Source organism: Xanthomonas vesicatoria ATCC 35937, from assembly GCF_001908725.1.
Lineage (GTDB): Bacteria > Pseudomonadota > Gammaproteobacteria > Xanthomonadales > Xanthomonadaceae > Xanthomonas > Xanthomonas vesicatoria.
In genome coordinates this window covers 4,771,016-4,793,145 of the sequence record NZ_CP018725.1, presented here as the reverse complement: position 1 = coordinate 4,793,145, position 22,130 = coordinate 4,771,016, and the positions used below count along the sequence as shown (strand labels likewise).

20 protein-coding genes and 1 other RNA gene are annotated in these 22,130 nt (G+C 64.7%); 7 read left to right on the top strand and 14 right to left on the bottom strand.

From position 1 onward, the window contains the following. The first annotated feature begins 85 nt into the window (after positions 1-85). On the top strand, positions 86-1,750 hold the full coding sequence (gene recN / locus BJD12_RS20935; RefSeq protein ID WP_005988394.1) for a DNA repair protein RecN: 1,665 nt from the start codon (positions 86-88) through the stop codon (positions 1,748-1,750). 188 nt (positions 1,751-1,938) lie between these two features. Here recN and fur read toward each other — a convergent pair whose 3' ends face one another. Next, positions 1,939-2,349 (bottom strand): ferric iron uptake transcriptional regulator, encoded by a 411-nt coding sequence (fur, locus tag BJD12_RS20930; RefSeq protein WP_005988392.1) that lies wholly within the window; start codon positions 2,347-2,349, stop codon positions 1,939-1,941. Positions 2,350-2,453: 104 nt separating this feature from the next. Here fur and BJD12_RS20925 point away from each other — a divergent pair, with 104 nt between their 5' ends. Beyond that, positions 2,454-2,849 carry an outer membrane protein assembly factor BamE gene (locus tag BJD12_RS20925; RefSeq protein ID WP_005988391.1) on the top strand — a complete coding sequence of 132 codons (396 nt, stop codon included), beginning with the start codon at positions 2,454-2,456 and terminating at the stop codon, positions 2,847-2,849. A 399-nt stretch (positions 2,850-3,248) separates the two neighbouring features. Here the strand turns inward: BJD12_RS20925 and BJD12_RS20920 are convergent, their stop codons facing one another. Both BJD12_RS20920 and BJD12_RS20915 read right to left on the bottom strand, forming a co-directional pair. Beyond that, positions 3,249-3,524 (bottom strand): RnfH family protein, encoded by a 276-nt coding sequence (locus BJD12_RS20920; RefSeq protein ID WP_039425552.1) that lies wholly within the window; start codon positions 3,522-3,524, stop codon positions 3,249-3,251. Between the two features lie 2 nt (positions 3,525-3,526). Further along, the gene (locus BJD12_RS20915) at positions 3,527-3,958 is read right to left on the bottom strand and encodes a type II toxin-antitoxin system RatA family toxin (protein ID WP_005988387.1); all 432 of its coding nucleotides are present in this window, start codon (positions 3,956-3,958) and stop codon (positions 3,527-3,529) included. A gap of 60 nt (positions 3,959-4,018) precedes the next feature. On the opposite strand from BJD12_RS20915, the gene smpB reads away from it, so the two are divergent. Further along, complete coding sequence (smpB, locus tag BJD12_RS20910; RefSeq protein ID WP_005988385.1) at positions 4,019-4,522, top strand: SsrA-binding protein SmpB; 504 nt, start codon at positions 4,019-4,021, stop codon at positions 4,520-4,522. Between the two features lie 135 nt (positions 4,523-4,657). Here smpB and BJD12_RS20905 read toward each other — a convergent pair whose 3' ends face one another. Next, entirely contained in the window at positions 4,658-7,105 is a 2,448-nt protein-coding gene (locus tag BJD12_RS20905) for a S8 family peptidase (RefSeq protein ID WP_039425547.1), read from the bottom strand. Between the two features lie 134 nt (positions 7,106-7,239). Between BJD12_RS20905 and ssrA the strand changes: the two genes are divergently transcribed. Beyond that, positions 7,240-7,636: a transfer-messenger RNA gene (gene ssrA, locus BJD12_RS20900) on the top strand. A 126-nt stretch (positions 7,637-7,762) separates the two neighbouring features. On the opposite strand, the gene BJD12_RS24395 is transcribed toward ssrA, so the two are convergent. Both BJD12_RS24395 and BJD12_RS20895 read right to left on the bottom strand, forming a co-directional pair. After that, entirely contained in the window at positions 7,763-7,933 is a 171-nt protein-coding gene (locus BJD12_RS24395) for a hypothetical protein (RefSeq protein WP_005988380.1), read from the bottom strand. Positions 7,934-8,160: 227 nt separating this feature from the next. Beyond that, entirely contained in the window at positions 8,161-8,445 is a 285-nt protein-coding gene (locus BJD12_RS20895) for a hypothetical protein (RefSeq protein ID WP_005988379.1), read from the bottom strand. Between the two features lie 110 nt (positions 8,446-8,555). On the opposite strand from BJD12_RS20895, the gene BJD12_RS20890 reads away from it, so the two are divergent. After that, positions 8,556-10,271: a sensor domain-containing diguanylate cyclase gene (locus BJD12_RS20890; RefSeq protein ID WP_005988377.1), complete on the top strand. Its 1,716-nt coding sequence runs from the start codon at positions 8,556-8,558 to the stop codon at positions 10,269-10,271. A 252-nt stretch (positions 10,272-10,523) separates the two neighbouring features. On the opposite strand, the gene BJD12_RS20885 is transcribed toward BJD12_RS20890, so the two are convergent. After that, entirely contained in the window at positions 10,524-10,829 is a 306-nt protein-coding gene (locus tag BJD12_RS20885) for a hypothetical protein (protein ID WP_039425543.1), read from the bottom strand. Between the two features lie 94 nt (positions 10,830-10,923). Here BJD12_RS20885 and BJD12_RS20880 point away from each other — a divergent pair, with 94 nt between their 5' ends. After that, on the top strand, positions 10,924-11,898 hold the full coding sequence (locus tag BJD12_RS20880) for a GGDEF domain-containing protein (RefSeq protein ID WP_005988374.1): 975 nt from the start codon (positions 10,924-10,926) through the stop codon (positions 11,896-11,898). 96 nt (positions 11,899-11,994) lie between these two features. On the opposite strand, the gene BJD12_RS20875 is transcribed toward BJD12_RS20880, so the two are convergent. The 6 genes from BJD12_RS20875 to BJD12_RS20850 all read right to left on the bottom strand — a co-directional run bounded on the left by BJD12_RS20875 (position 11,995) and on the right by BJD12_RS20850 (position 19,641). Continuing rightward, a complete protein-coding gene (locus BJD12_RS20875) occupies positions 11,995-13,419 on the bottom strand; it encodes an efflux transporter outer membrane subunit (RefSeq protein WP_039428983.1) in 1,425 nt (474 codons plus the stop codon). After that, on the bottom strand, positions 13,413-14,144 hold the full coding sequence (locus tag BJD12_RS20870; protein WP_005988370.1) for an SDR family oxidoreductase: 732 nt from the start codon (positions 14,142-14,144) through the stop codon (positions 13,413-13,415). Before BJD12_RS20870 ends, BJD12_RS20875 begins: the two co-directional genes overlap by 7 nt. A 36-nt stretch (positions 14,145-14,180) precedes the next feature. Continuing rightward, on the bottom strand, positions 14,181-17,351 hold the full coding sequence (locus BJD12_RS20865) for an efflux RND transporter permease subunit (protein ID WP_005988369.1): 3,171 nt from the start codon (positions 17,349-17,351) through the stop codon (positions 14,181-14,183). Positions 17,352-17,456: 105 nt separating this feature from the next. Further along, positions 17,457-18,647, bottom strand: a complete 1,191-nt coding sequence (locus BJD12_RS20860; RefSeq protein ID WP_005988367.1) for an efflux RND transporter periplasmic adaptor subunit — start codon at positions 18,645-18,647, stop codon at positions 17,457-17,459. Then, a complete protein-coding gene (locus tag BJD12_RS20855) occupies positions 18,644-19,417 on the bottom strand; it encodes an SDR family NAD(P)-dependent oxidoreductase (RefSeq protein ID WP_005988365.1) in 774 nt (257 codons plus the stop codon). The genes BJD12_RS20860 and BJD12_RS20855 overlap by 4 nt, the downstream gene beginning before the upstream one ends. Further along, positions 19,414-19,641, bottom strand: coding sequence for a hypothetical protein (locus BJD12_RS20850; RefSeq protein WP_074059460.1), 228 nt, complete (start codon positions 19,639-19,641; stop codon positions 19,414-19,416). The genes BJD12_RS20855 and BJD12_RS20850 overlap by 4 nt, the downstream gene beginning before the upstream one ends. 129 nt (positions 19,642-19,770) lie before the next feature. On the opposite strand from BJD12_RS20850, the gene BJD12_RS20845 reads away from it, so the two are divergent. Further along, positions 19,771-20,805 carry an XC_2801 family transcriptional regulator gene (locus BJD12_RS20845; RefSeq protein ID WP_005988363.1) on the top strand — a complete coding sequence of 345 codons (1,035 nt, stop codon included), beginning with the start codon at positions 19,771-19,773 and terminating at the stop codon, positions 20,803-20,805. Between the two features lie 502 nt (positions 20,806-21,307). On the opposite strand, the gene BJD12_RS20840 is transcribed toward BJD12_RS20845, so the two are convergent. Beyond that, a complete protein-coding gene (locus BJD12_RS20840) occupies positions 21,308-22,033 on the bottom strand; it encodes a YiaD family glycine zipper/OmpA-like lipoprotein (protein ID WP_005988361.1) in 726 nt (241 codons plus the stop codon). Positions 22,034-22,130 lie beyond the last annotated feature (97 nt).

Sequence of the window (22,130 nt, the reverse complement as noted above, 5' to 3'; positions counted from 1 at the left end):
TCTGGCCCCGGGGATGGCAAGCGTCCGACTCCCTGCCCCCACCTTCCTCCCCTAAGCTTCCCCAACGCATTCACACTCGACCCCCATGCTCAGACATCTCTCGATCAAGGATTTCGCCGTTGTCCGCGCCACCGAGCTCGAATTCGGGCCGGGCATGACCGTGGTATCGGGCGAAACCGGCGCCGGCAAGTCGCTGATGGTGGACGCGCTGGGCTTTCTGTCCGGCCTGCGCGCCGACAGTGGCGTGGTGCGCCATGGCGCCGACCGCGCAGAGCTGTCGGCAGAATTCCAGTTGCCGGCCGAGCACCCGGGCCTGAACTGGCTAGCCGACAACGAGCTCGATGACGAGGCCCAATGCCAGCTGAGGCGCATCATCCGCGCCGACGGCGGCTCGCGTGCCTGGATCAACGGCCGCCCGGTGACCTCCTCGCAGTTGGCCGAACTGGCCTCGAAACTGGTGGAAATCCACGGCCAGCATGAGCACCAGGCACTGATGGCCCGCAACAGCCAGCTTGCCCTGCTCGACGCCTACGCCCGTAACAGTGCCCAACGCGAGCAGGTGCGCCAGACCAGCCAGCGCTGGCAGGCGCTGCTGGACGAGCGCGATGCGCTGTCGGCGCAGGGCGATGTGTCCGACCGCATCGGCTTTCTGGAACACCAGCTCGGCGAGCTGGAACGCGAAGACCTGGACCCGGCGGCGATCGCCGCCCTGGACGTCAATCACCGCCGGCAGGCGCATGCCACCGCACTGATCAGCGCCTGTGACAGCGTGGCCCAGCAACTCAACGGCGATGACGGCGCGTCGGCACTGGGCTTGTTGCAGGACAGCCGCCACGATCTGGCGCGTGTCGCCGAGCACGAACCGCGCTTGGGAGAGGTGGACGCCCTGCTGGACAGCGCCGTGATCCAGATCGAAGAGGCGCTGGCGCTGCTGGACCGCGTGCGCGACGACCTGGATGCCGACCCGGCCCAGTTCGAAGCGATGGAGCGCCGTCTCGGCCGCCTGCACGACCTGGCGCGCAAGCACCGTGTCGCCCCGGACGAGCTGGCCGCCCACCGCGACCATCTGAGCGCCGAGGTCGAGAGCCTGCGTGGCGCCGACGAGCGCCTGCAGCAGCTGGACAAGCACATCGAATCCGCCACCGGCGTCTGGCGCGCCGCGGCCGGCGTGCTCAGCGACAGTCGCAGCGCCGCCGCCGAGGCGTTGTCTGCCGCAACCACCACGCTGATCGGCGAGCTGGGCATGGGCGGCGGCCAATTCCTGATCCAGCTGCAGCCGCACGACAGTGCACGGCCGGACCCCAACGGCGCCGAGCGGGTGGAATTCCTGGTCGCCGCCAATGCCGGCCAGCCGCCACGCGCCTTGCGCAAGGTGGCCTCCGGCGGCGAGCTGTCGCGGATTTCGCTGGCGATCGAAGTGGCCGCACTTGGGCTGGACAGCGTGCCGACCATGGTGTTCGACGAAGTGGATTCGGGCATCGGCGGCGCGGTGGCCGATATCGTCGGCCAGAAGCTGCGGGCCCTGGGCGAAGAACGCCAGGTGCTGTGCGTGACCCACTTGCCGCAGGTCGCGGCCAAGGGCCATGCGCACTACCGGGTCAGCAAGGCGCCGGTGGACGGCATGACCCAAAGCGCGGTCGAACTGCTCGGCCCGCAGGCGCGCCAGGAAGAGCTGGCACGCATGCTGGGTGGCGTGGAAGTGAGCAAGGAAGCGCGCGCGGCGGCCCGTAAGTTGCTGCAGAGCGCCTGATCGCAGCGAGCAACTCGCAACTTCAGAGGCCCGTTCCCTCCCCCGCTGACGAAGCCCCTCCCCCGCCTGCGGGGGAAGATGCCGAAGGGCGGATGGGGGCATGGGCCTGCAGCAAACCCACCAACACGCCCCAGAACGCACAAGGCGGCCGAAGCCGCCCTGTCGTCACATCTCTGCAGACACCCAACTCAGCGCGGACGCTTCTTGCGCACGTACAGCACCAGCGAATGCTCTTCCAGTTCATAGCCGTGCTTGGCGGCGATCTGACGCTGCAGCGCCTCGATCTCTTCGCTTTCGAATTCGATGACGTGGCCGGTATCCACATCGACCATGTGGTCGTGGTGGCCGCCGCGGTCCAGCTCGTATACGGCCTGACCACCTTCAAAATTGTGCTTGAGCACCAGACCGGCGGCCTCGAACTGGGTCAGCACGCGGTAGACCGTTGCCAGACCGATTTCGTCGCCGTGGTCGAGCAGCTGCCGATAGATGTCTTCTGCGCTGAGGTGGTGCTGGTTGCTTTTCTGTTCCAGCAATTCCAGGATCCGCATCCGCGGATGGGTCACCTTGAGCCCGACTTTGCGCAGGTCGTGGGTTTCCATATGTTCTCCGTTCATTGGCGATTTAGCGCCAGCTGCCATCAAACGGGTCGCGGCGACCGGCGGGAGTGTATCATCGGCGTGATTTCCTCAGCACTTATTCCCCGATGCGCAATCTCCTGCTGGTCGCCGCCGTTGCTCTTTCCACCGCTGGCTGCGGCATCATCTACAAGCAGCCGATCTACCAGGGCAATCTGATCAAACAGAATGCCGTGGAGCAACTGCAGGTAGGCCAGAGCAAGCAGCAAGTCAGCGCGTTGCTGGGTACTCCGTCGATTCCAGACCCGTTCCATGCGCAGCGTTGGGACTACACGTCCACCCAACGTGTGGACCGTTTGGCGCGCACCGAAGTCAAGAATTTCACCGTGTTCTTCGAGAACGATCAGGTGGCACGCTGGGAAGGCGACTACTTCCCGTCGCAGGACGAGCAATTGGCGAAGTCGGCCCCCAAGCAGTTCGGCCGCAACCTGGCGCGCGACAAGAAAAAGCAGCGCGGTCGCTGATGCGGTCAGCCAGTGATCAGATGATCGTCTGATTGCGAAAGCATTCGAAAGCCGGCCGTTGTGCCGGCTTTTTGCTTGACCGTCTTCGCTGGAGCGCTCTCCTTCGGTTTGCCGATTGCCACACATCCCCCCTGCCTCGGCAGAGCGAATGAGTGGCTGGTCGCGCAGACGTCCCTGGCGTTGCTTTTACGGCCACCGCCATGCGCCGTAGCCGCTCGAGTCAGCGCGAAGCAAGATTTCCTCGAAATCACGTCGGGCGTTCTCAGGTTGGTATCGCTGCATCTGCAGCAGCCAGCGCAGCGCGACGTCGAATAACACGACGCAGCAGCCACAACGGCGCCCCACCCGATGAGTTCGCTCGCCAACGCTGCGCCCGACCAGTGCAACCACGCCGCGCCATTATCTGCCGGGGCGTGCCTTCTTCCCAGGTGCAGCCCGACGACGACGCGCTTCTTTCGGATCCAGCAGCAGCGGCCTGAGCAGCTCGACGCGGTCGCCGGCGCGCAGCACCTGATTGGGACGCGCCACGACCCCATGGATGGCCAACGCTGCGGGCGGGTGCTCCCGACAGAGGCCGGATGCAGCTGCCGCCTCGGCGGCGGTGGCACCGTCTGGAAGATCCAGCATCACCGCGTTGTAGCGATCCGACCAGGCCAGGACGACTTCGACCTGCACGGTCACACGTCGCCGCGATCGGCAACCCGCACGAAGTCGTTGACCATGCGGTCGGCCAGGCCCTGGAAGCCCAGCGCCAATGCCGGCCCCAGCAAGCGCGAGCTGGTTTCCACCTCAAGGGTCAGGCTGACCTTGCACGCGTTCTCGCCCAGCGATTGAAACTCCCACAGGCCTTCCAGGCGCTTGAACGGACCATCGCGCAGATGCATCACGATGCGTTCGGGCCGCTCGAGCATGTTTTCGGTGGTGAACCAGGTGCGGAACGAACCCAGCCCCAGATCCAGGCGCGCCACGATATGCGCATCGTCCTGCTCCAGCACATGGGCAGCGTCGCACCAGCCGAAGCGGCGCGGATAGGCGGCGACATCATTGACCAGATCGAACATGCGGGAGGCACTGTGTTCGACCAGGGCGCTGCGACGGATGGTAGGCATTCGCTAACTTGTGAAAGACGGAAGATCGTTTGACGACACCGAATCGGCGACAATGGCGTCATGAGCAAGAAACCATCCAAGGATAAAGCAAACGGCGCGAAGGCCACGAAAACCATCGCGCTGAACAAGCGTGCGCGCCACGAATACCACCTGGAAGAGCGCTACGAAGCCGGTCTGGCGCTGCAGGGCTGGGAGATCAAGGCGATCCGCGCCGGCCGCGCCAACATCGTCGACGGCTACGCATATGTGCGCTCCGGCGAGATCTACCTGATCGGCGCGCAAATCACCCCGCTGATCCAGGCCTCCACCCACACCGTGCCGGTGGAACGTCGCGACCGCAAGCTGCTGCTGCACCGGGCCGAGATCGACAAGGTGCTCACCCGCGTGGAGCGCGAGGGCTACACCCTGGTGCCCACCGCGCTGTACTGGAGCAGCAACAAGGTCAAACTGGAAATTGCGCTCGCCAAGGGCAAACAGAACCACGACAAGCGCGACGCCGCCAAGGACCGCGACTGGCAGCGCGACAAGCAGCGCGTGATGCGGCGGCATAATCGGGATGCGTGAGGGCGGAGAATCGGGAATCGGATTGGAGAATCGCAAAGGCAGGGCTGCTTGAACTGAGTTGTTGTCAGCTGGACGCAGCACCGCCCGACCAGCCAAGCTTTTACGATTCCCGATTCCCGATTCCCGATTCCCGAATCACGTCGCTCCAAGCATGCGCATCAAATTCGGCACTCCCCTGCCCTGCACGTAGCGGTCGCGTTCCAGATCGGTGCAGGTGTCGAGCATCAATTGCTTGACCCGGTCCGGGAAGCCGATGAACTCGCGGCGTGCCGACAAAAAGCCGGCCAGCACGCCTGAGACATGTGGCGCAGCCATGCTGGTGCCACTCATTTCCACCATCAGGCTGGCCGGATCTTTCGGGTCGAAGTCGTAATACGCCGAGACGATCTTTTCGCCCGGCGCCACCACGTCGGGCTTGCCGCGGCCGTCGGCGGTCGGACCGCGCGAGGAAAAATACGACACGCCGTAATTGTGCGGGCTGCTCTTGTGCACCGAGCCGACCACGATGGCCTCTTCCAGATTGCCCGGGTCGCTGATCGACAGATCCATGTTGGCCGGATAGGCATCCCCGTCCTTGCCCATCAACCAGGCCAACCCTTCGTTGCCGGCAGCCACCACCACCAGCACGCCCTGCCGCCATAGCCGCCGCAGCTCGTTGCAGAGCGGGGTAAAGCCGCAGCCATAGCTTTCCGGATCGAAATAGCCGCCCAGGCTCAGGTTCACCCCATGGATGACCAGCTCGCCTGCGCGCTCGTTGATCGCAGCCACCTGCTGCACGGCCTTGATCATCCACGAGTCGCGTCCATCGCCAGCGTCGTCCAGCACCTTGAAGCCATACAGCTGCGCGTCCGGCGCCATGCCGGCAAATTCCAATGGCGCGCCCGGCTTGCCTTGCGCATCCGGCAGCGTCGCCTGGCAGTGGCCGGCGATGATCCCGGCGATATGCGTGCCGTGGCCGTGCCGATCGAGCCGGGCAAACGCATCGCCATCGGCGCGCGTCAATTGCCTGGGCGCACCGCGCCGGGTGCAATCCCATTGCGCCACCACGTTGTCGCGCTGGCCTTTGACAAAGAAATGCGGGTGGCTGGCGGCGATGCCGGTATCCAGCACCGCCCAGCCGATCTGCTGACCGCGCGCCCGATAGGCATTGCGCGCTGCATCGGCATGCAGCACGTTACCGGAGATGTGAATCAACGCGCGCTTGCCGGCATCGCGCCACACCCTGCGAAACCCCAGCGCGCGGTAGCGACTCTGCAATGATTCGATTTCGAAGCGGGTCAACCGTGCCGACACGAAACGCTGCAATCCATCTTCCAGTTCGATCGCCTCATCCAGCGCATCGCCTTCCAGGCCGGTGCTGCGCGCAGCGACCTGGCGCAGATGGCGCACCAGCGCTGCCCGCACACCGGCCGGATCGTTGCCCGCAAGCCGCCGATCCAGTTCGATCAGCACTTCATGCCGGTGCTCGGGACCGTGTGCTTCGAGCTGCTCGCTGAGGTCCTTGATCAACACCGCATTGGACACCGGCTGATCGAAGCCCACTCCCACCGCATGACGCACCGCTGCGCGGACCTGCGGGATCGACAGATAGCCTGAGCCCGAATGCGCGTTGTGCTGCCAGTCGGGATTGATCCGCGCACCGGCAATGTTCTCGAAACGCCCCTTCGCGTTGGCGATGTCGTCGGTGGGATCGGCGTCCAGCGCGATCGGGTCGCGCGTCTCGGCCACGTTGATCCACTGCTGCACGCACGCCGGGAACGGCAACTTGCGGGTGCCGGTCCAGCGTTTGAACATGCTGCGTACCTGCGGCAGCCCGAGCGGCGACCCCAGGGTCAGGAACAGCGTGACCTCGCAGTCGGCCGCCTCAAGCTGGCGCAGCACGTCGTAGGCGATCATCGAGCCCTGGCTATGGGCGACCACCACGAACGGCCCGCCCCCTGCACGCAGCCGCTGCGTCAGGCTGTCGCGCATCAATGCCGCGCGCTCGGGCACGAAGAACAGGTCGTGCACGTCCTGCAGCAGCGCCGCAGAAATCAGCCGCAGCAGCACACGGTTGATCGCATCGATCGGGCCCTTTGCCTGCACGCTGCCGGGTGCGCTCGCAGCTTCCAGTTCGTCGAGCAAGCGATGCAGGTCGGCCCGCTCCTGATCGCTCTGTGCCAACGCATCGGCGAGCACGTGCAGGTCCTGTCCGCCTGGTACCAGGCCGAGCGTGGTCAATGCGCGCTGCACGCTTTGGTTGAGTGCCGGCCCCACATCGCGCCCGTCGCAATTGCCTGGCTCGGCCACTGGATACCGCTCGCGATTGACCCAGTACGCCAGCCGGGTGCGCTCGCCCATCGGACGCCCGAACAACGCCTTGTCCCACTGGCAACGCAAGACCTCGGCAGGCGGCTTGTTGCCGATGCCATGGATGTAGATCACGGTGCGCGCCTTGCCCTGCACACGGGCTGCGGCGGCGGCTTGCGCGCCCGACTTAGGCGCACGCTCTGGTTGCTGCCGTGCCGGCTGCTTGGCAGTTGCAGCGGCGGCACGCGGTGCTGCGCGTGTCGAACGTGGACGTGGGGGCTTGCCTGTCGCCATCGCTTCGCTCCTTCGTTTACAGACTGTTCGGTCCGGTACAGGACTGAAGCCACTGTAAGCGCTGTCCATCTCACCACTTGTGACAGGGCGCGCCGATCCCTACACTGACCCCGTCAGCGTTTGATGCTTTCCCCGGGGGTGCACTGGTTTCGACGGGGGTCGCGAAGTCGCTTGGCGCATGCCGAGGGGGCAGCTTTCCTCGTTAATCCAGCAGCAAACTTTTAGTTGCCAACGACGACAACTACGGTTCGGACTTCGCTATCGCCGCTTAATTGGCTTTAGTTGTAGTTCTACAGCCGCCTAAGGCGAACCCCCGAAACTACTTGTGCCCGTGCTCGTAGATGTAGGGTCATTATCACGGAACCGCCGGTGGTGGCTGCCTGTCAGCTACCGGCTAAATCAAGCAGGCTGGTTTCCAGGTGCGCTTTGCCCGCCGTGCTGCCTGGGGATGAGATCTAACGGAGGGATAAGCATGTAGTGCCGGGGATGGAGTGCTTCCGGACGGCGGTTCGATTCCGCCCACCTCCACCACACAACGGTCCTAAGACGACCGACTAAGGCCGGGAATTCTCGCAAGAGGTTCCCGGCCTTTTTCATGGGCGATGCGGCAGCGAACAACTCGCGCGTGCGTGTCAGTGCTCACCACCACCGGCAGCGTCAGTTAGTGACGCAGGTGGTCGGTTCGGCCGTGGCGGCGATCGACGCGCAGGTTGCGCTATCACGCCTGCTGGCCGTCGGGAGGTCACCGCGAAGTTGGTCGAACAGTGCGAGCAGCTCGGTGGCTTCCTGCTGCAGCAGCACCAGGGCACTCTTGTTGGGTTCATCCATTGCCTGTGGTCCCACTGCGCTCCCCAGCGCTCCTGATGCATGAAAAGCAAACCGCGTGCCAGCGCGACGCTGCTGGATACGGGTTGGGCATAGTTGGGCAAGCCCTACCCGATTCAGGGCATGCACAACGCGCGACGCGCTGGCTGACTCTTGGCGGGATTGCCCGGCTGGCGTGGCGGCTGGCCGCGAGCTGAGTGCGCGCTGCCGGCAAAAAACCCGCATTCGACTCAGCTGTAGTCGAGTTGCCGTTGCGCTTCGGCGTGCATGACTTCCAGGGTCACCATGCCGGCGCTGCGCGCGGCGGACATGGCGCTACGGTCATCGGGAAACGTGCGCGCAAGGGTGGCGCCGGCGAGTTCGCCCCTTTTCCTGCCCATGCCGATCTGTTCGATGCGCCAATCCGCGCTCCAGGTCGCGTCGGTGCCACGGCTTCGGGCGGCGTGGCAGATCAGCTGATAACTTCCGAGAAAAATGACCAAACTGTGCTCGGCTCTACGGTGCATCGTGAGCATACCGCCGCACCATCATCACGGCGAGCCTGACCCCGGCTGCCAGCTGACTGGACCGTTGAGGCACGCCGCTTGCATCGACCTCAGCCAGACCATCGGGGTTGGGGAACACGGTGTTGACCAAACAAGCAAAACGTCATGCAGCGTGGGCCTTGCTGCTAGGCGGAGCCATCTTTGTGCTGATCGGCATCGGCGGCTACTTCACCACGCAGCGCTCGCTGGCCGATGCGGGCTGGGTGACGCATACGCAGGAAGTGCTCGCGGGCATTGACGAAATCCAGGCCGGCCTGCTGTCGGCGGAGTCGTCGGTGCGTGGCTACGTGTTGACCGACAACGAGGCGTTTTTGGGCGTGTACGCCGATGCAATCGGACGCCTGCCCGACCGCATTGTGCGGCTGGAGGCGCTGGTGCAAGACAATCCGGTGCAGGGGCGCAATGTCCTGGTGCTCAACCGGCTGGTGGACACGCGGCTGGTGCAGATCAACGATCTGCTGCACAGCTATCGCACCCATGGCCTGGATGGCGCGCGCGGGTCGATTGCGCGTGGCGTGTTCCAGACCTCCTCGACGTTGCGGCGCCAGGTGCAAACCATGACCGAGCTGGAACGTCATGAGCTGGTGAAACGGACGCAGGCCAACGCACTGAGTGCGCAGTGGGTGCTGCGGATGACCGTGATCGGCATCGTCAGCGGGCTGCTGGTGATGCTGTTGGCTTATCGCTTGTTGGCGCGCGAGCTGCAACGCCGCGTGCGTGCCGAGGACGAGGCCAGCCACACCAGCGAGCAGCTGGTCGAGTCGTTTGCAACGCTGGAACGCACCTCTGCGGGACTGGAAGCCTTGGCACGTTACTCGGGGCTGCTGCAAAACTGCCGCGACGCCGAAGAAGCACTGGAAATTACCGCACGCACCATTGCGCCGCTGATTCCCGGTGCCGCCGGTGCGGTGTATCTGCTTCGGGCATCGCGCGATCGCGCTGAGCAGGTGGTGGCCTGGGGCACGATGGCCGGCGAAGACAGCGCCAGCATCGCGCCCGATACCTGCTGGGCGCTGCGCCGCGACCGCACGCACGTGGTGGAAGATGCGAGCCAGGGCATGCTATGTCGCCATACCGGCGCCAATCTTCCGACGCATGCCAGCACGGTGTGCATTCCGTTGTCGGCACAAGGCACGCAGCTGGGCATGCTGGCGCTGCGCAGCGACCAGCCCGGCGGCCTCAGTGCATTGACCGTCGCCGAAGCGGCGGCGGAGCAACTCTCACTGGTGCTGCATAGCCTGCGCCTGCGCGAAACATTGCGTCAGCAATCGATACGCGACCCGCTCACCGGCCTGTACAACCGCCGCTATCTGGAAGAGGCGCTCAATCACGAACTGGCGCGCTGCACGCGTCGGGTGCAGCCGTTGTCGGTGCTGATGCTGGATGTCGACCACTTCAAGCGGTTCAACGATCTGCATGGGCACAGCGGCGGTGACCGGGTGCTGGCGGCCATCGGCGAACTGTTGCTGACGCAAACCCGCGGCGAAGATATCTGCTGCCGCTACGGTGGCGAAGAACTGACGATCATCCTGCCCGAAGTGGACCTGACTACTGCACGCAAGATGGCGGAGAAGTTGCGCGCCGGGATCGAGTCCTTGCAGGTGATGGCCGATGGCGTGTCGCTGCCGAAGATCACCGCCTCGTTTGGCGCCGCCAGCTTCCCCGAACACGCGGGCAACGCCGCGCAACTGCTGCGGCGCGCCGACGAGGCGCTGTACCGGGCCAAGCAAGCCGGGCGCAATCAGGTGATCAGCGCTGCGGAGGCGACCGATGCAGGGTTGGAGCACGAGTCCTGAAGGCATCTGCCCCTAGCAAACCTCGATAGATGCCGTTGCGCGTTATTGGACGGTCCGCCAGGCACGAGAGGCGGCCGGGTGCGCTGCGACTCAAGCACCATGCACTGGCGCTAATATCCGAGAGCCATCGCCTGGGCCAAGCCGCTCGCTGAGTGCCGCGCGCTGTCGAGAACGCGGCCGGAAACAACGCGCCAAAAGCGGCGTTCATCGTGCTCACGAAACGGGCCTCGGCAGGCGTCGAGCGTCGCGATGTCACCGGCAAGCGCGCCCATCCTGGTCGGCAGGAATGAGGCCGGCACCCGCCAGCATGCCGTCGACGCGGGCACGTACGTAGGCTGCATCTTCGGGTTCAGCGCTGCGCAGTACCGATTCGGCGCGCGCCTGAAAATCCAGATAGTCAAAATCTGCGTCTTCATCGGAAGACAACTGCGGCAGCTCGTCCTGCAATGCATCCAGACGCGTCTCGAGCTCTTCACGGGTAGGCATAACAGGCTCCGATATCAAAGCCGATACGGTTGCGGCAAGGCCGTCAAGGATGTGCGATGCCTGGCCACGCAACGCTTCATTTTCCTACCCATTACATCGGCACTTGCATGCTCAACTTTCGCGCAAGCCCGCCGATAATGATGCCGACTCCGACAGAACCTTCCCTGTGATCCTCCACCTGCGGCGGGATTTCCGCCTTGGCATCGTCAAGATGCTTGGGCCAATCACCGCGCTGTTGCTTTGCCTCTATGCGGTGTATCTGGCCATGACCGGCCAGGCGATTGCGTGCCTCATTACCGCAGCGCTAGGCGTGCTGGCGATCTGGCGTGGCTGGCAGATGCGGGCAGCCGACCGCACCGGCGCTGGCGGGGTCTGGTTGGCATCGATCAACGTCGCCGGCTGTCTGGTGGCCTGCTGGACAGGCGGCGATGGCGCCCTGCCCTGGCTGTTCCCGGTGCTAGCCACCAATTATTTTCTGTGCGGGCCGCAGCGTGCAGTGTTGCTCAGCCTGCCACTGATGGCCGCCTTGCTATTCTTGCCCGGCTTGATCGTGAGCCCCGGCCAGGGCGTGTCGACGGTGGTAGTAACGTTGGTGACGCTGGCGGTGGGGTATTCGTTCTCGCTACGCATGCAGGACGACCGCGTGCACCTGGAAGAGCTGGCCTCACTGGATGCGCTGACCGGTTTGCCAAACCGACGCATGCTCGAACGCGCGCTGACCCATCAGATCGATCAGCGCCAACCGCAGGAGCGACTCAATAGCCTGATCATCCTGGACCTGGATCATTTCAAGGAGGTCAACGATCTGTACGGGCATGCCGCAGGCGACGCGGCGCTGTCGGATCTGGCGACCATCCTGCGCTACGAAGTACGCGAGCCGCATCAAGTGTTCCGGTTTGGCGGCGAAGAGTTCGTGGTGCTACTGCGCGCAGGTTCGCTCGCGGAACTGGAAGCGGCCACCGAGCGTTTGCGCAAGGTGATTCGCAATGGCTTGCGTGGTCCGGGCGGGCGTATCACGGTGTCGCTGGGAGCCGCGCGCCACGATGGCGAGACCCATTGGCAGGACTGGTTTTCGCGGGCCGATGCGGCACTGTATCTGGCCAAGAACAGCGGGCGCGACAGCGTGCGGGTTGCCGAGTGAGCGCAGCGCTGCCGACTGGCTGACTGGTTAGATCGCAACATCGAATATGATGAGCTTCTATCGGACGGGGCGGCCCAAGAGCCGCCCCGTCATCGTTCAACGACCGACCACAGCCACCGGTGCGGCAGGCGCTTCACCCTGCTTCCAACCGCCCAGCGCCTTGTACACACCAACAACGCCGACATTGACCGCCGCTTCGGCCCGCGCCAACGCATCGTCTGCCGCCAGCTGGGTGCGCTGTGCATCCAGCAAGGTCAGGAAGTCCTCCGAACCCTCGCGGTAGCGGATCTGCGCCAGCTGCTCGGCACGCCGTGCGGCATTGGCCTGGTCCACCACGATCGCCAGGCGCGCCTGCTGACGCCCATAACCGATCAAGGCGTTTTCGGTGTCTTCCAGCGCCAGCAAGACCGCTTGCTGGTACTGCGCCAATGCACCATCGGCCTGCGCCTTGCTGGCACGCAGACGTGCACGCACGGTGCCGAAGTCGAACGCAGCCCAGCTGATCGAGGGGGTGATCGACCAGGCCTTTGCGTTGCCCTGGGTCAACCTGGCCGCGTCGCCGGACAGAAAGCCGACAAAGCCGCTGACGCTGATGCGCGGGAACAGATCGGCCATGGCCACGCCAACCTGCGCGGTGGCCGCCGCCAGACGGCGTTCGGCGCTACGCACGTCCGGGCGCTGGCGCAGCAATCCGGCCGTATCGCCCAGCGGCAACGGACGCGCAAACGCCGGCATGCTGCGCGCGACCAGGGTGGCGTCCAGCGCATTCGGCTGTTGACCGAGCAATACGGCAAGCCGATGCCGGTACTGCGCCTCGGCGGTTTCCAGTAACGGAATATCCGCTTCGATGGCCTTCAACCGCGCCAGGCTGCTCTGCACATCCAGTTCGCTGCCGGCCCCCAGGTCCCAACGCGTCTGCGTCAGCTTCTGGGTGTCGCGCAGATTGGTCAGGGTACGCTTGGAAACGTCGAGCTGCTTCTGCGTGCCACGCAATTCGAAGTAATTGCGCGCCACTTCGGCCGCCACCGTGACCTGCACGTCCTGCAGGTTGGCCTGCTCGGCGTCCAGATCGGCGCGAGCCGCTTCCGAGGCGCGGCGCTGACGGCCGAACAGATCCAGCTCCCAGGCCGCATCCAGGCCCAGCGTGGTCTGCTCGGTCAGGAAGCGCTGATTGCCGGCAATCACCTGCTGCTGTTCGCGTCGATCGAAGCTGCTCTGCGCGGTGATGTGCGGGGCCTGATCCAGACGACGCTCCACGAACACCGCACGTGCCTGCTTCACCCGCGACACTGCGATGCGCAGATCGTGGTTGGCGAACAGCGCATCGCGCACCAGTTGTTCCAGCACCGGGTCGTCGAACTGCGACCACCAGTTGCCGACCGGGGATTCGGCGCTGAACGACGCGTCCTGCGCGCCCTGCAGCGTGACCGAGGCAGGCGGGTCGGGCCGGTAATCCGGCCCCACTGCGCAACCGCTGAGCACCAGTGCGGCCAGCGCCGCGCCAAGCAATGTCCTTACCATGGCAAGGTTTCTCCCAGGTGGGTAAAGCTGCCGGTGGGGCCATGCGCATCGATCAATGCCATCTGCACGCTGCTGTGTGCGCCCTGCTCCACCTCGATCTCGCCGCCGCCGCCGTTCATGTCGGTTTTGACGTAGCCCGGATGCACGGTATTGACCTTGATTGCGGTGTCGCGCAACTCATGGGCCAAATGCACCGTCCAGCTGTTGACCGCGCTCTTGGAGGCGTCGTAGGCGGGAATCTTGAAGTCGTAGATCGGCGAGCCCGGCTGGGTATGCAGGGTCAGCGAGCCGAGCATGCTGGAGACATTGACGATGCGCGCGGCCAGCGAGCGACGCAGCAGCGGCAGGAATGCCTTGGTGACGCTGACGACCGCGAACAGGTTGGTATCGAAGGTGCGCTTCCACACCTCCAGGCTCTGCTGCGACGGCGTGCGCTGCATGTCCTCGATCATGATGCCGGCGTTGTTGATCAGGATGTCCAGGTGGCCGTGACGCTGTTCCACCGTGCCGACCGCGGCGGCGATGCTGATGTCGTCGTTGACGTCGAGCTGGATGGCTTCCACCGGCAGGCCTTCGGCCTGCAGCTTGAGTGCGGCGGCGACGGCATCGTCGCGCTTGCGCCCGGCCAGCAGCGTATGCACGCCGGCCTGGGCCAGTTGCCGAACGGTCTCCAGGCCGATGCCGCGGGTGGCGCCGGTGACCAGTGCGATCTTGGTGTTGCTCATGTGGTGAATCCTCTTCAATTGGGGGAAGTGTTTGGCTTACGCCTTGACGGCGTCATGCGAAACGGCAGCCGGAGCAGCAGGCCCGCGACGGGTCACCCACTTGCGCAGCGCCACGTAGAACACAGGGGTCAGGAACAGGCCGAACAAGGTCACGCCTAGCATGCCGGCGAACACGGTGATACCGGTGACCGAGCGCACCTCGGCGCCTGCGCCATGGCCGAACACCAGCGGCACGGTGCCGGCGATGAAGGCGATGGACGTCATCACGATCGGGCGCAGACGCAGGCGGCAGGCCTCCAGCGCAGCTTCGACAATGCCCTTGCCGTGCATCTCCAGCTCGCGGGCAAATTCAACGATCAGGATCGCGTTCTTGCACGCCAGCCCCATCAGCACCACCAGGCCTACCTGGACGAACACATTGTTGTCGCCGCCGGTGAGCCACACACCGAACAGCGCAGACAGCAAGGTCATCGGCACGATCAGGATGACCGCCAGCGGCAGGGTCCAGCTTTCGTACAGCGCGGCCAGCACCAGGAACGCCAGCAACACCGCCATCGGAAACACGATCAGCGCCGAGTTGCCCTGCGTGGACTGCTGATAGCTCAGGTCGGTCCATTCGATGTTCATGCCATTGGGCAACACTTTGGGTGCCATGCCGGCCAGCGTGTGCATCGCCTCGGTGGACGAGAGCACGCGCGGGTCCGCTTCACCGATCAGATCGGCGGCCGGGTAGCCGTTGTAACGAATCACCGGATCCGGGCCGTAGGTCTGCCCCAGCGTGACCATGCTGCCGATCGGCACCATGTCGCCGTTGGCATTGCGGGTACGCAGGTTGGCGATGTCTTCGACGCTATCGCGGAACTCTCCATCGGCCTGGGCGATCACCTGATAGGTGCGACCGAAGCGATTGAAGTCGTTGATGTACGACGAACCCAGGTAGGTCTGCAGCGTGTCGAACAGATTGGTCAACGGCACGCCTTGCGCCTTGGCCTTGTCGCGATCGACCTTGGCATCGAGCTGCGGCACATTGGCCTGGTAGGTGCCGATCGGGAACTGCATGCCCGGCGTTTGCGAAATCGCACCGGACATCGCATTCACCGCGCTCTGCAACTGACCATAGCCCAGACCGGCACGGTCCTGGATATACAGCGAGTAGCCCGAGCCCTGCCCCAGGCCCAGAATCGGCGGTGGCATGAAGGCGAACGCAAAGCCCTGCTGGATCTGGCTGATACGCGCGTTGAGCTCGGCATTGATCTGCACAGCGCTACGGGTGCGCTGACTGAACGGCTTGAGCGTGATGAACACCGTGCCGGTGTTGGGCGTGTTGGTGAACTGCAGCGGATTCAACCCGGGGAACGCGATCGTGTGATCCACGCCTTCGGTCTGCATCGCGATCTGGCTGATCTGGCGGATCACCTCATTGGTACGCTCCAGCGAGGCGCCTTCCGGCAGTTTGGTACCGGCAATCAGATACAGCTTGTCCTGGGTCGGAATGAAACCGCCCGGTACGACTTTGAACATGAAACCGGCGCCCACCAGCAGCAGCAGGTACACCATGAACACCGCACCGCGCTTGCTCAACGTCCGCGACACCGCACCCTGGTACTTGTGCGAGCTGCTGTTGAAGAAGCGGTTGAACGGACGGAACAACCAGCCGAACAGACGGTCGATCAGCCGCGACGGGCCATCCTTGGGCGCGTCGTGCGCCTTGAGCAGCATGGCCGCCAGTGCCGGCGACAAGGTCAGCGAATTGATCGCCGAGATCACCGTGGAGATGGCGATGGTCACTGCAAACTGCTTGTAGAACTGGCCGGTCACGCCCGACAGGAACGCCATCGGCACGAACACCGCGCACAGCACCAGCGCGATGGCGATGATCGGCCCGGACACCTCGCGCATCGCCTGGTGCGCGGCCGCCAGCGGGGTGAGCCCTTCCTCGATGTTGCGCTCGACGTTTTCCACCACCACGATCGCATCGTCGACCACGATGCCGATCGCCAGCACCAGGCCGAACAGGCTCAAGGTGTTGATCGAGAACCCCAGCAGATACAGCGCGGCGAACGTACCGACCACCGACACCGGCACCGCCAGCAACGGAATGATCGAGGCACGCCAGGTCTGCAGGAACAGGATCACCACCAGCACCACCAACAGCACCGCCTCCAGCAGCGTGTGCACCACGGCGCTGATCGAGTCGCGCACGAACACGGTGGGGTCATAGGCAGCCGACCAGGCCATGTCCTGCGGGAACTGCTTTTCCAGCTCGGCCATCTTGGCGCGCACGGCGTCGGACAATTCGATCGCATTGGCGCCGGGCGACTGGAACACACCCATGCCCACCGCGTTCTGGTTGTCCAGCTGCGAGCGCAAGGTGTAGTTGCCGGCGCCCAGTTCCAGACGCGCCACGTCGCTCAACCGCACGATCTCGCCGCTATTGCCGCTGCGGATGACGATGTTGCCGAATTCTTCTTCGGTGGTGAGGCGGCCCTGCGCATTGATCGACAGCAGGAAATCGCTCTTGTTGGGCATCGGTTCGGCACCGAGCTGGCCGGCAGAGACCTGCACGTTCTGCTCGCGAATGGCGGCAACCACGTCGCTGGCGGTGAGCCCGCGCGCAGCCACCTTGTCCGGATTCAGCCAGATGCGCATGGCGTAATCGCCGGCACCGAACACCCGGATCTGGCCCACGCCCGGCAGGCGCGACAACTCGTCCTTGACCTTCAAGGTGGCGTAGTTGCTCAGGTACAGCGAGTCGTACTTGCCCTTGGGCGAGGTCAGATGCACCACCATGGTCAGCGTCGGCGATTGCTTCTGCGTGGTCACACCCTGGCGGCGCACGTCTTCGGGCAGGCGCGCCTGCGCCTGGCTGACGCGGTTCTGCACCTGCACCTGCGCCTGGTCCGGATCGGTGCCCGGCTTGAAGGTCACGGTGACCATCAGCACGCCATCGGAGCCGGCAACCGACTTCATGTACATCATGTTTTCGACGCCGTTGATCGCCTCCTCAAGCGGCGTGGCGACGGTCTCGGCAATGACCTTGGGGTTGGCGCCCGGATACACCGCGCGCACCTGCACGCTCGGCGGTACCACTTCGGGGTATTCGCTGATGGGCAACAGCGGCATGGCGATCAGGCCGGCCGCGAAGATGATGATCGACAGCACCGCGGCAAAGATCGGCCGGTCGATGAAAAAACGGGAAAAGTCCATTGGGGTGGTCCTGAAAGAGGTTGCCGCCGGGTGGCGGCGCGGCACAGCGGCCCCGGGCCGGCCTGGTCATCAGGCCGGGGGTCGAAAGCGCGATGCAGCGATGGATCAGTTCGAGGCGGTACGTTTGTCCGCCGCCGGCGCCATGGCCACGGCCTTGGCATCGACCGGCATGCCGGGCATGAAGATCTTCTGCACACCGTCGACCACGACACGGTCGCCGGCGGCCAGACCCTTGCGCACGATGCGCAGCCCGTCGGCACTGCGACCGAGCTCTACATCGCGTCGCTGCGCCTTGCCATCCTTGTCGACCACGTACACGTACTTGCGGTCCTGGTCGGTCAGCACGGCTTTTTCGTCGACCAGCATGGCCTTGAACTGGCCGCTGCCCAGCAACTGCACGTGCGCATACAGGCCCGGAGTGAACTGCCGCTGCGCGTTGTCGAGCACCGCACGCACGCGGATGGTGCCGGTGCTGCGGGTCACCTGGTTATCCAGGAAATCCACGCGCCCGGCGTGCGGAAAACCTTGCTCGCCGACCAGGCCGATGCGCACCGGCAATTCGCCGCCGCGTTCGTCCGGACGCTCGCCGTTGCGGGCCATCTGCGAGTAGCGCAAGAAGGTGCCTTCGTCGGCGTCGAAGTAGACGAACACTTTGTCCAACGACACCAGCGTGGTCAGCACGCTGGCGCTGTCGCCGGCGGTGACCAGGTTGCCGGCGGTGACCATCGCACGCCCGGCGCGGCCGTCGATGGGCGCGCGCACGCGGCTCCAGTCCAGATTGAGCTTGGCGGTGTCCACCGCCGCCTGTGCGGCCAGCAGATCGGCATCGGCCTGGTCGGCCGCAGCGCGCCGCTGCTCCCAGGTCTCGGTGGAAATGGCCTGCTGGTCGGAAAGTTTACGGGCACGTGCCGCTTCGCTGCGCGCCAGCGTAGCCTGCGTGCGAGCCCGCACCAGTGCTGCGTTGGCACGGGCGAAATCGGCGCGGTAGCTGCGATCGTCGATGGTGAACAGTACATCGCCCTTCTTTACTTCGGCGCCTTCGGTGTAGTTCACCTGGTCGATGTAACCGGACACGCGTGGACGCAACTCGACGCTTTGCACCGGCTCGATGCGACCGCTGAATTCGTCCCACTGGCTGATCTCCTTCATCAGCACTGGAGCGACGCTGACGCTGGGCGGTGGCGGCGCGCCGGTCTGCGCAGCGCCACCGCCGCAGGCAGCAAGCACGACCGCGAGCACGGCGCCCGTCAGAACAGTACGCATGGGAAAACGGAACGGGGTGGCGTTCGGGGTCATGGAGAGATCTCTCGAGTGGGGATGGGCAAATGCAGACCGGCCAGCCGATCCACCGACGGCGCAGTAGAAAGACGACGGCTGACGGTCACGATGGGTTGTCCGGGCTGGCCAGGCCCGGTAATGAGCGAGACGGCAGCGCGGCCGACGTCCACTGCGCGAATCCATTCCGGGCATGCGTCCTTGGCCCGGCCCGGCGTACACACCGGTTGTTCGACCGAGAGCAGATGCACGCGCACGCCCAGCGGTTTGGCTTCTTCATGCAGCACCTGGGCCAGCATGCGGATAGCGGCGGCGGCCACCGAGACGTCGCCGTGCGCCGCCCAAGCGCGGAGCGCGCACGGGCTGCCCAGCAACAGATAACGGCCGCCACCGTCGGCTTCGGCCAGCAGCGGCAACAGATGCCGTGCAGCGGCCAGATGCGGCAGCACGTCGCGCTCCAGGCGCCGACGCAGTGCTGTCACCGGCCGATCCAGCAGGCGCCCGGCCTTCAGCGGGCTACCCAGGCTGGCGATCACCGCACCCAACGGGCGCGGGCGCTGCGCCAAGTCGGCGGCCAGCGCCTGCGCCGAGGCGTCATCGGCCACCGAGCCTTGCAGGGTTTCCAGTAACGGCGCATTGCCATGCTGCGCGCGCAGCGCGTCGAGCTTGGCAGCATCGCGTCCAATCACCAGCACTGGCATGCCGGCGTCGAGCAGCGCGGTGACGATCCCGGCACCCACGTTACCCGCACCGCCGAGCACGACAGTTTCGGATTGGACCATCCCGGTCATGGGACTTTCACTCCCGACATCGGGACAATTCCGCGCTGCACCCAGCGCGCTTGCAGTCCAGTCCGCTGCATCGGTGCGCCGCCGGCCTGCCGCTTCGGCGAAGCGGCAAAGCCACGCGAAACGCTGCCGCGCGGGCTTCTTGCCGGGGAAACCACCGGATCGAAGGCGCTTTCAATGGCGCTACGAGAGTTGGAGGACAAGCCGAAGACATCGCACAACCACATGGCCGTGCTCCTGCGTTGAAGGGATGCTGCATAAGCTAGGCCTCAAAGCAGCACTTGATTAGTCCGGATTTAGGGGAATAATCGTCCCGTAAGCGGTCTAATCCCTCCTGACCCCCGGAAGGCAGTCCCATGACACACGATCTCAACGACACCCTCATCTTCGTCAAGGTGGTCGAACAAGGCAGCTTTATTGCCGCCGCCAATGCGCTTGGCCTGCCCAAGACCACTGTCAGTCGCAAGGTGCAGGAACTGGAAACGCGCCTGGGTGCACGCCTGCTGCACCGAACCACGCGACGCATCGGCCTGACCGAAGCCGGCTCGGTGTATCACGAGCATTGCCAGCGCATCGCGCGCGAACTGGAAGAAGCCGAAAGCGCGGTTGGGCAATTGCAGTCCGGCCCACGCGGCTGGCTGCGATTCACCGTGCCGTATTCGCTGGGCATTACCTGGATCGCACCGTTGCTGGGCGAATTCCACGCGCAATACCCGGAAATCCAGCTGGACATGCATCTGGGCAACGAAAAACTGGACCTGATCGGCGGCGAAGCCGATCTGGCGCTGCGCGTCGGTGCCCTGCCCGATTCGAACCTGGTCGCACGCAAGCTCGGCAGCCTGCGCACGCAGGTGTTCGCCAGCCCGTCCTACATCGAACGCTATGGCGAGCCGCTGCATCCGGACGAGCTGCAATTCCATCGCACGCTGGCGTTGCGCAAGAACCGCAACGTGCACAACAACCGCTTCTTCTGGTCGCTCAGCGACGGCAGCGACGTGCGCGATTTCCCGGTCAATCCGCTGATGGTGGCCAATGACCCGGCCGCGCTCAACGGCGCGGTGTTGTGCGGCGAAGGCTTGCTGCTGACCGGTGATGTGATGGCCAAACCGTTCGTGCAATCGGGACTGGTGCGCCGCGTGCTCGCTGGTTGGACCGGGCCGGAGGTGGACTTCAACGCAGTGTTTGCCGGCGGGCGCTTGGTGTCGCCCAAAGTGCGTGCGTTCGTGGACTTTCTGGTAACGCGGATGAACTTCGACGCGGACTACATGATGGCGCAATGCCCGGCACGATTGGCCGCGCAAAAAGCCGACAACGACGCGAAAGTCGAAGTGGGCGCAGACGCGGAACTGCGCGCCGAGGGCAAGCGCATTCTGGAAAACGCCACGGCGTAAGACCGATTCAAGCAGTCCCTCAGTGGAGTAATCCTTCTCCCATCGGGAGAAGGTCCCCAACGGGCGGACGAGGGTACGTCTGCGAGCGATGGTTGAATGCCAATGCGTGTTGCATCTAAGCGATGTAGCGCCAAGCCGGTGAGCAACAAAGGTCCCGGAACTCTTTAGATCAGAAGCCTAGTTAGTGAATGTGTGGTGGCCTCACCGCACCAGAGAGGTAGCTGCTGCTTTTTTGATACCTCTACGCACCGACTAACTCGACAGGTCCTTGCCAGCTCACCATCGCGGGACCTTGAGCGGCATGGATGCCGCGCCAGAGCTTCCAGGGACGTACTTGCAGCGTGTTCCGCGAGGGTGGGCCGGCAAGGCCTTGCAGCCCAAACGCCGATCAGCCGCTTTTGATCATGGAAACGCAAGGCAAAAAACAGGCCGCTTTCGCGGCCTGTTTTTCGATACATCACGGGCTAGTCAAATCAACCCGCCGCAAGTCATTGCCTCGTGCTCAACGCATGCCGGTATTGCTGGCAGCGCCTTCCGCGCGCAGCGGAATCAGACGGATCTCGACCCGACGATTCTGCGCGCGGCCGGCGTCGGTGCTGTTGTCGGCAATCGGGTAGCGCTTGCCGGCGCCCATGGTCTCCATGCGTTCGCGCTGCACGCCCTGTGCGGTCAAATATTGTGCGACCGCGCCGGCGCGCTCTTCGGACAGGCGCTGGTTTACCGCGTCGCTGCCGACACTATCGGTATGGCCCACCACTTCTACCATCGTCTGGTTGTACTCGCGCAGCGTGGAGGCAACACCGTTGAGTGCGCTGTAGAACTGCGGCTTCAATGCAGACTTGCCGAAGTCGAACGTGATGCCGTCGGGCAGATTCAAGGTGATGTTGTCGCCCTGGCGCTGTACGTCGATACCGGTGTTGGCCGTGCGCTCGCGCAACGCGCGTTCCTGGCGGTCCTGGTACTGGCCCACGGCCGCACCGCTGAGTGCGCCAATACCGGCGCCGACCATGGCGTGCTGACGACGCTCGGTAGCGCTGTCGCCAGTCAGCAGACCTGCAGCCACCCCGATCGCGGTACCGATCAGCGCATTGCGGCCGGTCCGGTTCTGCTGTTGCGTCTGGTCGCCGTATTGGTCGCGCTGCACATACGAGCCGCCGGTCGCGCAGGCGGACAACGCGATGGCGCTGGCCAGCGCAACGGCAAGACTCTTGGTGACTGCTGAGGACATGGTGTTCTCCTATCGCCGGATCGTCCGGCACTCAATCGTGGAGGCGAGGATAAACAGCGCCACGCGACTGGCACATGATGAAAACGCGCGTTGGAGG

What these genes read in the sequence shown, in the direction of transcription:
- fur (WP_005988392.1), bottom strand. Translation starts at nt 2,349, where the DNA reads ATGGAAACCCACGACCTGCGCAAAGTCGGGCTCAAGGTGACCCATCCG.
- smpB (WP_005988385.1), top strand. Translation starts at nt 4,019, where the DNA reads ATGAGCAAGAAACCATCCAAGGATAAAGCAAACGGCGCGAAGGCCACG.
- BJD12_RS20865 (WP_005988369.1), bottom strand. Translation starts at nt 17,351, where the DNA reads ATGGACTTTTCCCGTTTTTTCATCGACCGGCCGATCTTTGCCGCGGTG.
- BJD12_RS20855 (WP_005988365.1), bottom strand. Translation starts at nt 19,417, where the DNA reads ATGACCGGGATGGTCCAATCCGAAACTGTCGTGCTCGGCGGTGCGGGT.
- BJD12_RS20925 (WP_005988391.1), top strand. Translation starts at nt 2,454, where the DNA reads ATGCGCAATCTCCTGCTGGTCGCCGCCGTTGCTCTTTCCACCGCTGGC.
- BJD12_RS20905 (WP_039425547.1), bottom strand. Translation starts at nt 7,105, where the DNA reads ATGGCGACAGGCAAGCCCCCACGTCCACGTTCGACACGCGCAGCACCG.
- BJD12_RS24395 (WP_005988380.1), bottom strand. Translation starts at nt 7,933, where the DNA reads ATGGATGAACCCAACAAGAGTGCCCTGGTGCTGCTGCAGCAGGAAGCC.
- BJD12_RS20845 (WP_005988363.1), top strand. Translation starts at nt 19,771, where the DNA reads ATGACACACGATCTCAACGACACCCTCATCTTCGTCAAGGTGGTCGAA.
- BJD12_RS20915 (WP_005988387.1), bottom strand. Translation starts at nt 3,958, where the DNA reads ATGCCTACCATCCGTCGCAGCGCCCTGGTCGAACACAGTGCCTCCCGC.
- BJD12_RS20895 (WP_005988379.1), bottom strand. Translation starts at nt 8,445, where the DNA reads ATGCTCACGATGCACCGTAGAGCCGAGCACAGTTTGGTCATTTTTCTC.
- BJD12_RS20875 (WP_039428983.1), bottom strand. Translation starts at nt 13,419, where the DNA reads ATGGTAAGGACATTGCTTGGCGCGGCGCTGGCCGCACTGGTGCTCAGC.
- BJD12_RS20850 (WP_074059460.1), bottom strand. Translation starts at nt 19,641, where the DNA reads ATGTGGTTGTGCGATGTCTTCGGCTTGTCCTCCAACTCTCGTAGCGCC.
- BJD12_RS20870 (WP_005988370.1), bottom strand. Translation starts at nt 14,144, where the DNA reads ATGAGCAACACCAAGATCGCACTGGTCACCGGCGCCACCCGCGGCATC.
- BJD12_RS20860 (WP_005988367.1), bottom strand. Translation starts at nt 18,647, where the DNA reads ATGACCCCGAACGCCACCCCGTTCCGTTTTCCCATGCGTACTGTTCTG.
- recN (WP_005988394.1), top strand. Translation starts at nt 86, where the DNA reads ATGCTCAGACATCTCTCGATCAAGGATTTCGCCGTTGTCCGCGCCACC.
- BJD12_RS20840 (WP_005988361.1), bottom strand. Translation starts at nt 22,033, where the DNA reads ATGTCCTCAGCAGTCACCAAGAGTCTTGCCGTTGCGCTGGCCAGCGCC.